The sequence below is a fragment of the Streptomyces spinoverrucosus genome (genome assembly GCF_006539505.1).
Taxonomy (GTDB): Bacteria; Actinomycetota; Actinomycetes; order Streptomycetales; family Streptomycetaceae; genus Streptomyces; species Streptomyces spinoverrucosus.
The window spans coordinates 100,055-112,524 of the sequence record NZ_BJND01000003.1 but is presented as its reverse complement, the minus strand read 5'-3'; the positions used below and the strand labels follow the sequence as shown (position 1 = coordinate 112,524).

Below are 12,470 nucleotides of genomic sequence, written 5' to 3'. Positions count from 1 at the left end.
CATGACGCTTCGTGCACTTGCTCAACCTGGGGATTCTCGCGCACATCGACGCAGGTAAGACCAGCCTGACCGAACGGCTGCTGCACACCGCCGGGGTGATCGACGAGATCGGCAGCGTCGACGCGGGCAGTACCCGGACCGACACCCTCGCGCTGGAGCGGCAGCGCGGCATCACCATCAAGTCGGCCGTCGTCTCGTTCCCCGTCGACGACGTGACCGTCAACCTCATCGACACACCCGGTCACCCGGACTTCATCGCCGAGGTGGAGCGGGTGCTCGGCGTCCTGGACGGCGCCGTCCTGGTCGTCTCCGCCGTCGAGGGCGTCCAGGCCCAGACCCGCGTCCTGATGCGGACCCTGCAACGGCTGCGCATCCCCACCCTCCTCTTCGTCAACAAGATCGACCGCCGCGGAGCCCGGTACGAGGACGTGCTGCGCTCGGTCCGCGAACGGCTCGGCGCCCCCGTCGTCCCCATGGGCACGGCCACCGGCCTCGGCACCCGCGCCGCCGGTTTCACCCCCGGCCTCGGCCCGGCCGCGCTCGACGTCCTCGCCGACCACGACGACGACCTGCTCGCCACCTACGTCCAGGGCACCGTCTCGGACGACTTGCTGCGCACGTCCCTCGCCGCTCGGATCCGTCAGGCCCTGGTCCACCCGGCGTACGGCGGCTCGGCCATCACGGGCGCGGGAGTGGACGCCCTGATCGGCGGTATCAGGGACCTCCTGCCCACCGCCGACGGCGACCCCGAGGGCCCGGTGTCCGGGACCGTCTTCAAGGTCGAGCGGGGCCCGGCAGGGGAGAAGGTCGCCTACGCGCGCATCTTCTCCGGCACGCTGCGCACCCGCGACCGGGTGCCGTGCGGCGAGGACGCCACCGAGGGCCGGGTCACCGCGATCAGCGTCTTCGACCACGGCACCGACGCCCGGCAGGACGCCGTCCCGGCGGGCCGTATCGCCCGGCTGTGGGGCCTCGCCGACATCAGGATCGGCGACTCCATCGGCGTACCACGCAAGCCGTACGGGCACTTCTTCGCCCCGCCGACCCTGGAGACGGTTGTCGTGCCGGGCCCCGGGACGGACCGACGGGCCCTGCACCTCGCGCTCACCCAGCTCGCCGAGCAGGACCCGCTGATCGCCCTGCGGCACGACGAGGTGCGCCAGGAGACGTCCGTGTCCCTGTACGGCGAGGTGCAGAAGGAGGTCGTCCAGGCGACGCTCGCCGACGACTACGGACTGGACGTCACCTTCCGGGAGACCACACCGCTGTGCATCGAGCGGTTGGCCGGGACCGGGTCGGCGGTGGAGTTCAACAAGAAGGACGCCAATCCGTTCCTCGCCACGGTCGGCCTGCGCGTCGACCCGGCGCCGCCCGGTGCGGGCGTCGACTTCCGGCTGGAGGTGGAGCTGGGCTCCATGCCGTACGCCTTCTTCAAGGCCGTCGAGGACACCGTCCGGGAGACCCTCGGTCAGGGCCTGCACGGCTGGCCGATCCCCGACTGCACGGTCACCATGACCCACTCCGGCTACTCGCCCCGGCAGAGCCACGCCCACCAGGGCTTCGACAAGAGCATGTCCAGCACCGGCTACGATTTCCGCGGCCTGACCCCGCTGGTGCTGATCGAGGCCCTGCGGCGCGGGGGCACCCGGGTGCACGAACCGATGCACCGCTTCCGTATCGAGGCCCCGGCCGACACCCTCGGCGCCCTGCTGCCGATGCTGGCCGCGCTGCGGGCCGTGCCGCAGACGACCGGCACCCGTGGCACGGCCTGCGTCCTGGAGGGCTCGGTGCCCGCGGCCCAGGTGCACGCCCTCGAGCAGCAGTTGCCCGGGCTCACCCGGGGCGAGGGCGAACTGGACAGCGCCTTCGACCACTACGCGCCCGTCGCGTCCGGCACCCCGGTGCCCGAGCGGCCGCGCACGGACCACAACCCGCTGAACCGGAAGGAGTATCTGCTGAATGTGACGCGCCGCGTCGGTCCGTGAGGTGGCTCGATGTGGCCGAGAACGAACTTACTCCCGAGTCAGAAGTGTTGACGGTGTCCGGATTTGGTCGGACTGTGGTGGACATGCCGAATAAACGTGCGCGTTTGCTCGTTGTTCTGGTTGTCCTCTGTGGATTCCTGTCGGTCCCGGGCACCCGCCCCGCCACCGCCGACACCCTCCCCGACTCCCTCTGGTTCGACGGCTCCCCGCTCACCGTGCAGAACGGCCGCTTCACCGACGCCTCGGGCCGCGAGGTGGTCTTGCGCGGCTACAACGTCTCCGGCGAGACCAAGCTCGCCGAGAACGACGGCCTGCCCTTCGCCTCGGTCGCCGACGCCCGAAAGTCGGCGACCGCGCTGCGCGCCCTCGGCGGCGGCAACACCGTCCGCTTCCTGCTCTCCTGGGCCTACGCCGAGCCGGTGCGCGGCCAGGTCGACACGGCGTACCTGGCCGCCGCCACCGACCAGATGCGCGCGTTCCTCGATGTCGGCATCCGCGTCTATCCCGACTTCCACCAGGACCTCTACTCGCGGTACCTCTTCGACCCCGACAGCTGGTACACCGGCGACGGCGCCCCCAAATGGGCCGTCGAACTCGGCGACTACCCCGACGAATTCTGCGGGATCTGCCTCTTCTGGGGCCAGAACATCACCCAGAACGAGGCCGTCAAGCAGGCGTCGTACGACTTCTGGCACAACGCCCACGGCCTTCAGGACGCCTTCCTCACCACCGCCGAAAAGACCATGGCGTACGTCAGACAGCACCTGTCCGCCGAGGACTTCGCCGGCGTCGTCGGCTTCGACCCCTACAACGAGCCGCACGCCGGCGTGTACGACTCCGGGCAGACCAGCCGCACCTGGGAGCGGGACGTGCTGTGGCCGTTCTACGAGCGGTTCCGCGCCCGGATGGACGCGGCGGGCTGGCAGTCCAAGCCCGCCTTCGTCGAACCGAACCTCTTCTGGAACGCCAACCTCGACTTCCAGAAGGAGGAGGGCGGCCTGCTCGACGCGGGCACGCTCGGCCCGCGCTATGTCTTCAACACCCACTTCTACGACCAGAAGGCCATCTCCGGCGTCTTCATGTGGGGCAAGGCGCAGGACGGCCAGTACGCCGGTGACTTCGGCACAGTCCGGGACCGGGCGGCGGCGACGGGGACGCCCGCGATCGTCAGCGAGTTCGGCCATCCGCTGGCCGGGAATGTCTCCGACAAGGCGCCTACCGTCCTCAAGGCGATGTACCAGGCCCTCGACTCCCGGCTGCCCGGAGCGAGTTGGTGGTCGAGCCCGAAGGCGTCCGGACCGGTGCTGTCCGGCACGCAGTGGCAGTGGGACATCTACAACGGCCGCCACCAGGAGCTGATGAACGGCAACCCCGACAAGGTGCTCACCGAGGGCGACGCCTGGAACGACGAGGACCTGTCCGCCGTCCACCTCGACGACTCCGGTGCGGTGACCCTGCGTCAGGACGCCCGGCTGCTGGACCGCGTCTACCCGAGCGCCACGTCCGGTACGACGGTCGCCTTCACCTACGAGGACCGCTCCCGGGACGGCTCGACCACCCTGACCTGGAACCCGGTGCCGAGCTCGCTGCCGAACGTGGGACGACTGGTGGGGTCGGGCCAGTACGCGTTGCTGCTGTGGCGGTCGAACGGCGGCTCGGCGCCCACCGAACTGCACCTTCCGGCGTCCTTCCCGACCTCGGCGACGACGGTGGTGTCGGACCTCGGCACGGCACACACCCCACCGGCCTACACCGGCACGACCCCGATCGGCGTGGCCGCCGAGGCGGGCGGCGCGGGCAGCCGCCGCCTGCTGCTCACCGCGCCGGACTCTAGGGTCCTGCACTACGCGCTGGTGACCAACGGGGCGACGGCTCCCTCCGCCGAGCTGCTGAGCGCGGCCCGCGCCGAACTCACGGCGTGGGCCGCGCAGGCCGTCAACTAGCCGACGGGCCCGTCCAGTCGGCGGGCACCCGGGCCAGCCGTACGCGCTGGGGGTGGTCGCCGACCGGGACCGACACGAGCTTCCCGCCGGTGGCGAAGTCGATCGCGGTGACCTGGTCGGCGCCGCTCTCGGAGACCACACAGGCCTTGCCGTCCCCGCTGACGGTCGACCAGTAGGGCTTGGAGGCGGGGACGAGCGGGCCTTCCTGGAGGGTGGCGCGGTCGACGACGACCGCGTAGTCGTCCATGGTGCCCGCGACGCACAGCTTGCTGCCGTCGGGCTTCATGGTGATGCCGTGGTGGCGGGAGTCATTGACCCAGGTGGTGCGGTCCTCGCTGGTCTCCGGGTTCTTCGGCAGGGTCTTCGTACGAGTGATCTTGTCGGTGGCGACGTCGTACTCGAAGAACCCGTTGAAGAACGACACCTGGAAGTACAGCTTGCTCTCGTCGGGGCTGAAGGCGGCGGGGCGGACGGCGTCGGAGTAGTCGTCGAGGCCGATCGCGTCCAGCCGCTCGCGCATGTCGATCACCTTGACCTGCTGGAACGTGCTCGCGTCGACGACGGTGATGCGGCGGTCGCCCTTCGTCCAGTCCAGCCAGGGCGCGTCCGTGGCGGTGTTGACGTCGCCGATGGACATGTTCCAGATGTACTTGCCGTCCTTGCTGAAGACGTTCTCGTGCGGCTTGTCGCCGGTGGCGAACCGGCCGACCTGCTCGCCCGTGGCGATGTCCAGCACATGGACGGTGTTCGAGGTCGAGGCGGAGACGGCGACCCGGGTGCCGTCCGGGGAGACGGCCATGTGGTCGGAGCGGTAACCCGACACCGGGAAGCGCCAGTTGATGTCACCGGTCGCCAGGTCGATGGAGACGACATCGGCGAAGCTCGGCCGGGAGACCACCATCGCTGTGCCGTCCGGGGTGGCGTACATGTCGTCGACGAACTGGTCGTGGCCCTCGCCGACGCTGTTGCGGATCGCCATGAAGTAGATCCACTTGATCGGATCGGCGTTGATCTCCGCCATCCGCTCGTCCTTGTCGGGGATGACGTTGATGCGGCCGATCTTGGCGAAGTCGCCGGTGGACTTGATGACGTCGGCGGTGCCGTCCCAGTTGTTGCCGACGAACAGGACCTCGCGCAGGGCGGCGGAGTCGGGCGTGTCGGCGAGGGAGGTGGTCGCGGGGGCGGCGAGGGTCAGGGTGAGGGCGGCGGCGATGGAGCACAGGTGCCTGGGGCTGATGGCAGGCATGACGGCTCTTTCCTCTGGATTCTGAATGCTCTGGATTCTGAATACGAGATCGTTCAGAGTTTGACTTACTGGAAAGTAAGGAGGCGGCGCCCTTCTCCACAAGACTGCGTACACGACAAAATTGGCCAACGGTTCGGAACGGGAGGGATGTTGGCGGGCAGGCTCAGGGCGCCGACGGGGCGTTACGGCGGCAAGTCGGCGCAGGAACGCCAGGCCGAGCGGCACGGGCGGTTCCTGGACGCGGCGCTCCAGCTCTTCGGCGACAGCCCCGGCTACCGGTCCACGACCGTCGCCGCGCTCAGCGAGGCGGCGGGACTGTCCACCCGGCAGTTCTACGAGGAGTTCCGCACCCTGGAGGATGTGCTGGCCGCCCTCCACCTCCAGGTCAACGCCTGGGCCGAGGAAGCCGTACTGACGGCGTCGGCCGCCACACAGGGCTCACCGATCGACGAGCGGGCCACCGCGATCTTCCGCGCGTACGCAGGGAACGTCACCGCCGACCCCCGCCGTATCCGCATCACCTTCGTCGAGATCGTCGGCGTCAGCCCGCGCATGGAGGAGCAGCGGCTCACGCGCCGCGCCCGCTGGGTCGACCTGATCTGCGCGGAGGCACATGCGGCCGCCGAGCGGGGAGAGGCGGCCCGCCGTGACTACCGCCTCGCCGCGACGGCCTTCATCGGCAGCGTCAACGGCCTGATCCACGACTGGAGCGCGGGGTGGGTGCCGGCGACGCTCGACGAGGTGGTGGACGAGCTGGTGCGACAACTGCTGGGGATTTTGCGGCCTACGGGATGGCGGTCGGGGGAGAGGTGAACTCCCTTACCTGAGCGCCGGGTTCAGGCCACCCCCAGCTGCCGCTCCGCCGCGTGGACCGTCTGTTCCAGCAGCGTGGCGATCGTCATCGGCCCGACCCCGCCCGGCACCGGCGTGATCAGCGCGGCCTGTTCCACGGCCGAGTCGAAATCGACGTCACCGATGTTCCCGGCGTTGTAACCGGCGTCGATCACGACGGCGCCCGGCTTGATGTCCTGGCCACGGATCAGGCGGGGGCGGCCGACGGCGGCGACCACGATGTCCGCCTCCCGGACGGCCGACGACAGGTCCCGGGTGCGGGAGTGGCAGTACGTCACCGTGGCGTCCCGGGCGAGCAGCAGCATGCCGACCGGCTTGCCGAGGATCGCGCTGCGGCCGACCACCACGGCCCGCTTGCCGGCCGGGTCGACGTCGTACGCGTCGAGCAGCCGCATGATCCCGCCCGGCGTACACGAGACGAACCCCGGCAGCCCGAAGCTCATCGTCGCGAAGGACGCGAAGGTGACGCCGTCGACGTCCTTCTCCGGCGCGATCGCCTCGAACGCGGCCCGCTCGTCGATGTGCTCGCCGACCGGGTGCTGGAGCAGGATGCCGTGCACCTCGGGGTCGGCGGAGAGGGCCCTGAGCGTGCCGACGAGTTCCTCGGTGGTCGTGGCGGCGGGCAGCGCCACATGCCGGGAGGTGATACCGGCCTTGCGGCAGCGGTTCTGCTTCATACGGACGTAGGTGACGGACGCGGGGTCCTCGCCCACCAGCACCGTCGCCAGACACGGGGCGGTGCCGGTGCGTTCGGTGAGAGCGGTGGCGCGCTTCGCGGTGTCCTCGACGATGCGCCGGGCGAGCGCGGTGCCATCCATGAGCCGGGCCTGAGACATGATCCACTCCTGGGTCGATCGTGCGGATCGCCCAGGCGCGCGGCATCGACTCTGCGTGGACCGCTCCCCGGTGGTACTCCACCTCAGCGCCAGTCACGGCCCCGGACCAGAGTAACCGAGGCCGTGCCGCACCTGCTCTCCTGCTTCTGCGCTACTGCTCGTCCCACGCCTGGATCAGGGTCTGCTCGGTGATCTTGCCGCCGCGCAGCCTGATCATCGACTCGGCGAAGACGCGGACCCCGTCCGAGTACTCGCAGGACTCGCTGAAGGCCGCACGGTCGCCCTGGACGATGCAGTCCTCCAGCTTGTGCGTCATGTCACGGCTGTAGACGTCGTCGAGCATGGCGCTGATCTCGTCGCGGCCGTGCAGCACCCGGGGGTGGCTGGGCTGTGTGTTGTGGTCCACGACGCGCAGTTCGGCGTCGTCGGCGTAGAGCGACAGAAGGGTGTTCGGATTGCCTTCAATGCCCCGGCGCAACGTCTCTGCGTCGAAGGCGGGACTTGCCGCAGTACCCATCGTGACCTCCTTCGAGGGCCGCGGCCCACAGGGGACGCGGGCCGCGCAGGGCCTCACCTACGAGATTCCTCCGCACGGTGGGCCTCGGCAAGCGCAGGCGGCCGCGCCTGACGGGTCAGCCCGCCGTGGCGAGGAACTGCGTTGCCGCCAGCTCCGCGTACAACGGGTCGGCGGTCACGAGTTCGCGGTGCGTGCCCACCGCGCGGACCTTGCCCGAGTCCATCACCACGATCCGGTCGGCCATCGTCACCGTGGACAGCCGGTGCGCGACGACCAGCACCGTGGTCGTACGGGCCACGTCGGCGACGGTGTCGCGCAGCGCCGCCTCGTTGACCGCGTCCAGCTGCGAGGTGGCCTCGTCCAGGAGCAGCAGCCTCGGGCGGCGCAGCAGCGCGCGGGCTATCGCCACCCGCTGACGCTCGCCGCCCGACAGCTTGGTGCCGCGATGGCCGACCAGCGTGTCGAGCCCGCTCGGCAGCCGCCCGACCAGCCCGTCCAGCCGGGTCGTCTTCAGCACCCGCGCGAGGGCGTCGTCGTCCGCCTCCGGATTGCCCAGCAGCATGTTGTCGCGCAGCGATCCGGACAGCACCGGCGCGTCCTGCTCGACGTAGCCGATCGCCGAGCGCAGCTGCGGCAGCTCCCACTCCGTGAGGTCCCGCCCGTCCAGCGTGATCACGCCCGACTCGGGGTCGTAGAACCGCTCGATGAGCGAGAAGACGGTCGTCTTGCCCGCGCCGGACGGGCCGACGAACGCCGTCATGCCCTGCGCCGGCACCTCGAAGCTCACGCCGTGGTGGACGTAAGGCAGGTCGTCGGCGTAGCGGAAGCGGACGTCCTCGAAGGTGAGCGCCGCCGGGCGCGCTTCGGACGAAGGCAACGGGGCGGCGGACGCCGGGGGTTCGGCGGGCAGCCGCAGCGCCTCCTGGATCCGGGCCAGGGCCGCGGCACCCGTCTGGTACTGGGTGATCGCGCCGACGACCTGCTGGATCGGCGCCATGAGGTAGAAGACGTACAGCAGGAAGGCGACCAGCGTGCCCACGTCGACGGCGCCGGTCGCGACCCGCGCGCCGCCGACCGCGAGCACCGTGATGAAGGCGATCTGCATCGCCAGCCCGGCCGTGTTGCCCGCGGCCGCCGACCACTTGGCGGCGCGCACGCTCTGCCGCCACGACTCCTGAGCCGCGGCGTGCAGAGTCTGCTCCTCGCGGTGCTCGGCGCCGGACGCCTTCACCGTGCGCAGCGCGCCCAGCACCCGCTCCAGCGAGGCGCCCATCACCCCGACCGCGTCCTGCGCCCGCCGGCTGGCCTTGTTGATGCGCGGCACGATGACGCCGAGGACCGTGCCCGCGCCGAGGACCACGGCGAGGGTGACGCCGAGCAGCACCGGGTCGACCAGGCCCATCATCACCACGGTCGCGACCAGCGTGAGCCCACCGGTGCCGAGGCCGACCAGGGAGTCGGTGGTGACCTCGCGCAACAGCGTGGTGTCCGAGGTGATCCGGGCCATCAGGTCACCGGGCTCGCTGCGGTCCACCGCGGAAATGCGCAGCCGGAGCAGATACGACGACAGGGTGCGCCGCGCGCCGAGCACCACCGACTCGGCGGTGCGCCGCAGCACGTACGCGCCCAGCGCGCCGACCGCGGCGTTGGCCACGACCAGGCCCGACATGGCGATCAACGCGCCGGTGATGGCCCGGTCGTGGGACAGGTCGTCGATCAACTCCCGCGCCACCAGCGGCAGCAGCAGCCCGGTGGCCCCGGTGACCAGCGAGAGCACCGCGCCCACGAACAGGGCCCACCGGTGGGGTCGTACATAACCCAGCAGCATGCGCCACGGGGGCGGGGCGGTCTCCGTCTGTGCGATGCTCACGCTGCTCCTTGGCTCTTTCACGAACTCGCTCTTTCACGAATTCGCTCGTTCACGAATCCGGCGGGATGTTCAGAGACTACGGGGGAGCACTGACAATCGACCTCCGGGTTTCGCCGTCGGCGGCTACCGCGCCCTGAGCGCCGTCAGGGTGGCGTCGAGGTCGGCCGGGCGCGGCCGGTTGTGCGGCAGCCTGCCGAGCAGGGCGGCCAGGCCGCACGTGTTGGTCAGCGCGGAGAAGACCAGCCCGCCCGCGATGCCCGCGGCGAGCAACTGCCAGGCGGGATGCAGCAGTCCGAGCGCGAGCCCTGTGAGGACGAGAGCCCCCGCGGTGAACCGAACCTGGCGTTCCATGGACCAGGTAGTGCGCGGGGTGCTGTCGGGGCGGCCCAGTTCGTGACCGCGCCGGGCCCACTCCTGCGTACCGCCCGTCAGCGTCATGGCCGTTACGCCCTCCTCGGCGAGCGCCGCGCAGGCCTGCTCCGAACGGCGGCCGGAGGCACAGACCATGAGCAGCTCGCCGCGCGCCTCGCGCAGCGCGGGGAGGGCGCGGGGGAGCTGGTCCAGGGGGACGTTCAGGGCGCCGGGGAGGTGGCCGCCTGCGTACTCGGCCGGGGTGCGGACGTCCACGACGGTGAGGTGGGGGAGTCGGGTCCGGGCCTCTTCCGGGGTGAGGGCGACGGGAGCGGTCATGATGGTTCGATCCTTCCGTGGAGGGAGAGGTAGAATACCCCCACCGGTATATGGTCCGGTGGGTAGAGGAGTGGGTGGTGGCTGTGGAGTTGCGGTTCGAGGGTGATGAGCTCAAGTCGGTGCTGAACCGGCTGCGCCGGGCGCAGGGGCAGATCTCCGGAGTGATCAAGATGATCGAGGAGGGACGCGACTGCGAGGACGTCGTCACCCAGCTCGCCGCGGCTTCCCGGGCCCTGGACCGCGCCGGGTTCGCGATCATCGCGACGGGGCTTCAGCAGTGCCTGACCGACGCGCAGGACGAGGAGACCACGGACGCCATGAAGGGCCGCCTGGAGAAGCTCTTCCTGTCTCTGGCCTGAGCGTTCTCACCAGACGGCGTCCGCCAGCATGAACGCAGCCACCGCCAGCAGCGTCCAGGCGAAGACCCGCCGCAGCGAACCGGCGGAAACCCGCGCCGCCAGCCGTCTGCCGTCCCACGCCGCGAGGACAGCCGCCGCCGCGAACGGCGCGATGCGCGCCCAGTCGACGCCCACGGCCGCTCCCGCGCGGGCCGCCAGCGCGACCAGCGAGTTGACGGTGACGACCAGCAGCGAGGTGCCGACGGCCGCTCGCATGCCCAGGCCCACGACGTTCACCAGCGCCGGTACGGCCAGAAAGCCGCCGCCCACGCCCAGCACCCCGGTGACCGCGCCGAGCCCGGCCCCGGCGGTGGCGACGCGCCCGCGCCGTACCGGCGCCTCGTCGCGCACGGCCGCCGAGGGACGCAGCATCCGCACCGCGGCGACGGCCGCGAGGACGGCGAAGGCGCCGGTCAGCAGCCCGGCAGGGAGCCGCCCGGAGACCGCGCCACCGACGGCGGCGGGAACCAGACCGGCGAGCGCGAACAGCACGCCTCGACGCCACTGAACCGTGCCCTCGCGGGCGTGTCCGAGCAGTGCGATGCCGGAGCTGACGCTGACGATCAGCAGGCTCGCGGTGGCCGCCGCGGCCGGGGTGAGGCCGAGTAGGTAGATCAACGCGGGCACGGCCAGCACACTGCCGCCACCGCCGAGGGCCCCCAGGGCCAGACCGGTGACGGCACCGGCGAGCAGCGCGAGGATCAGCGCGCTCACGCGCGGGACTCGCGGTGCAGCGGCAACCCCGCCTCCCGCGCCGCGTCGAACCCGTCGTCGACGGCCACCACGTCCCGCCCCGCCGCATCCAGCAGCGAGGCCGCGATGGCCGCCCGCATCCCGCCGGCGCAGTGCACCCACACCGTGCCGTCCGGCACCTCGGCGAGCCGGTCGCGCAGCCGGTGCAGCGGGATGTGCAGCGAACCCGCGATGTGCTCGGCCGCCCGCTCGGAGTCGCGCCGTACGTCGAGGATCACGGCGCCGTCACGGGTGGCGAGCTCCGCGAACGTGCCGCGCGGGAAGGAGCGCGGCCGCTCGCCCGCGGGCACCCAGTCGGCGGGGGAGCCGGTCGCGGCCGCGGCGGGGCGGTCGATGCCGACCCGGACGAGTTCCCGCTGGGCGTCGGCCAGCTGCTCGGCCGACTCCGCCAGCAGCGTCACCGGTTTGCCCCACGGCAACAGCCAGGCCAGATAGGTGGCGAGCTGCCCCTCCGCCTCGAAGTTCAGCGCGCCGGTGACATGCCCCTCGGCGAACGCGACCCGGCTACGCAGGTCCACCACCCACTCCCCGGCGGCCAGCCGGGCGGCGATCTCCCCGGCGTCGGCCCTGCGCGGCGGCGTGAGGTCCACCGGCGCCGGACCGCCCGCGTTGGCGGGGCCCATGTGGGCGTAGTACGCCGGTATGTCGTCCAGCGTGGCCAGCAGATCGGCGACGAACGTGTCGACGTCCTTGACGAGCGCCTCGTTGGCGGTGCGCTCCCGGCCGATCGTGGTCTGCGTCCGGCTGTCATCCTGCCCGGCCGAACAGAAGCTGCCGAAGCCGTGCGTCGGCAGCACCTGCGCCGCGTCCGGCAGCTCGGCGGCCAGCCGGTGCGCGGAGTCGTACTGCGCCCGCGCCAGCCGCTCGGTGAGCCGTGGCTCGACCAGGTCCGGCCGCCCCACGGTGCCGATGAGCAGGGAGCCGCCCGTGAACACGGCCACGGCCCGCCCGTCGTCCTCCAGGACGTACGACATGTGGTGCGGGGTGTGGCCGGGCGTGGCCAGCGCGCGCAGCGCCAGACCGTCTCCGATCCAGGTGAGATCGCCGTCCTCGACGGCAGTCCGCTCGTACGCCACCCGCGCCCCGGCCGGCACCAGATAGCGGGCGCCGGTGACCCGGGCCAGCTCCAGGCCACCGGTGACGTAGTCGTTGTGGACATGGGTCTCGGCGACGTGCGAGATGCGCACCCCGCGCCGGGCGGCGGCCCCGATCACCCGATCGATGTCACGCGGCGGATCGACCACGACGGCACCGTGCGCACCACCCGCCAGATAGCCGCGGTTGCCCAGACCAGGCACGTCGATGGTGTCGACGAAGTACACGGCAGCGCTCCTCTCCTAGGCGAACCCGGGAGCAAAGGTGAAGTACCCCCGGGGGTAT

Annotated in this window: 11 protein-coding genes and 1 riboswitch; of the genes, 4 read left to right on the top strand and 7 right to left on the bottom strand. The window is 71.3% G+C overall.

The window, feature by feature from the left end; all coding sequences use genetic code 11:
* Positions 1-11: 11 nt before the first annotated feature.
* Positions 12-1,985 (top strand): elongation factor G, encoded by a 1,974-nt coding sequence (locus SSP24_RS01040; RefSeq protein WP_141306618.1) that lies wholly within the window; start codon positions 12-14, stop codon positions 1,983-1,985.
* Positions 1,986-2,068: 83 nt separating this feature from the next.
* Positions 2,069-3,928: a cellulase family glycosylhydrolase gene (locus SSP24_RS01035; RefSeq protein ID WP_141306617.1), complete on the top strand. Its 1,860-nt coding sequence runs from the start codon at positions 2,069-2,071 to the stop codon at positions 3,926-3,928.
* On the opposite strand, the gene SSP24_RS01030 is transcribed toward SSP24_RS01035, so the two are convergent.
* Positions 3,921-5,174: a YncE family protein gene (locus tag SSP24_RS01030; protein ID WP_141306616.1), complete on the bottom strand. Its 1,254-nt coding sequence runs from the start codon at positions 5,172-5,174 to the stop codon at positions 3,921-3,923. The genes SSP24_RS01035 and SSP24_RS01030 overlap by 8 nt on opposite strands.
* Positions 5,175-5,324: 150 nt before the next feature.
* Here SSP24_RS01030 and SSP24_RS01025 point away from each other — a divergent pair, with 150 nt between their 5' ends.
* The gene (locus SSP24_RS01025; protein WP_141306752.1) at positions 5,325-5,987 is read left to right on the top strand and encodes a TetR/AcrR family transcriptional regulator; all 663 of its coding nucleotides are present in this window, start codon (positions 5,325-5,327) and stop codon (positions 5,985-5,987) included.
* 23 nt (positions 5,988-6,010) lie between these two features.
* On the opposite strand, the gene SSP24_RS01020 is transcribed toward SSP24_RS01025, so the two are convergent.
* The 4 genes from SSP24_RS01020 to SSP24_RS01005 all read right to left on the bottom strand — a co-directional run bounded on the left by SSP24_RS01020 (position 6,011) and on the right by SSP24_RS01005 (position 9,939).
* Entirely contained in the window at positions 6,011-6,862 is an 852-nt protein-coding gene (locus SSP24_RS01020) for a bifunctional 5,10-methylenetetrahydrofolate dehydrogenase/5,10-methenyltetrahydrofolate cyclohydrolase (protein ID WP_141306615.1), read from the bottom strand.
* A 22-nt stretch (positions 6,863-6,884) separates the two neighbouring features.
* Positions 6,885-6,969, bottom strand: a riboswitch (ZMP/ZTP riboswitch).
* 44 nt (positions 6,970-7,013) lie between these two features.
* Entirely contained in the window at positions 7,014-7,379 is a 366-nt protein-coding gene (locus SSP24_RS01015) for a nuclear transport factor 2 family protein (protein WP_141306614.1), read from the bottom strand.
* Positions 7,380-7,494: 115 nt separating this feature from the next.
* Positions 7,495-9,249, bottom strand: a complete 1,755-nt coding sequence (locus SSP24_RS01010; RefSeq protein WP_141306613.1) for an ABC transporter ATP-binding protein — start codon at positions 9,247-9,249, stop codon at positions 7,495-7,497.
* Between the two features lie 123 nt (positions 9,250-9,372).
* Entirely contained in the window at positions 9,373-9,939 is a 567-nt protein-coding gene (locus tag SSP24_RS01005; protein WP_141306612.1) for a rhodanese-like domain-containing protein, read from the bottom strand.
* Between the two features lie 83 nt (positions 9,940-10,022).
* Between SSP24_RS01005 and SSP24_RS01000 the strand changes: the two genes are divergently transcribed.
* Positions 10,023-10,298, top strand: a complete 276-nt coding sequence (locus tag SSP24_RS01000; protein ID WP_141306750.1) for a metal-sensitive transcriptional regulator — start codon at positions 10,023-10,025, stop codon at positions 10,296-10,298.
* A 6-nt stretch (positions 10,299-10,304) separates the two neighbouring features.
* Here the strand turns inward: SSP24_RS01000 and SSP24_RS00995 are convergent, their stop codons facing one another.
* Positions 10,305-11,051 carry a sulfite exporter TauE/SafE family protein gene (locus SSP24_RS00995; protein ID WP_141306611.1) on the bottom strand — a complete coding sequence of 249 codons (747 nt, stop codon included), beginning with the start codon at positions 11,049-11,051 and terminating at the stop codon, positions 10,305-10,307.
* Complete coding sequence (locus SSP24_RS00990) at positions 11,048-12,412, bottom strand: MBL fold metallo-hydrolase (RefSeq protein WP_141306610.1); 1,365 nt, start codon at positions 12,410-12,412, stop codon at positions 11,048-11,050. The genes SSP24_RS00995 and SSP24_RS00990 overlap by 4 nt, the downstream gene beginning before the upstream one ends.
* Between the last annotated feature and the right edge of the window lie 58 nt (positions 12,413-12,470).

What these genes read in the sequence shown, in the direction of transcription:
- SSP24_RS01015 (WP_141306614.1), bottom strand. Translation starts at nt 7,379, where the DNA reads ATGGGTACTGCGGCAAGTCCCGCCTTCGACGCAGAGACGTTGCGCCGG.
- SSP24_RS01035 (WP_141306617.1), top strand. Translation starts at nt 2,069, where the DNA reads ATGCCGAATAAACGTGCGCGTTTGCTCGTTGTTCTGGTTGTCCTCTGT.
- SSP24_RS01030 (WP_141306616.1), bottom strand. Translation starts at nt 5,174, where the DNA reads ATGCCTGCCATCAGCCCCAGGCACCTGTGCTCCATCGCCGCCGCCCTC.
- SSP24_RS01020 (WP_141306615.1), bottom strand. Translation starts at nt 6,862, where the DNA reads ATGTCTCAGGCCCGGCTCATGGATGGCACCGCGCTCGCCCGGCGCATC.
- SSP24_RS01005 (WP_141306612.1), bottom strand. Translation starts at nt 9,939, where the DNA reads ATGACCGCTCCCGTCGCCCTCACCCCGGAAGAGGCCCGGACCCGACTC.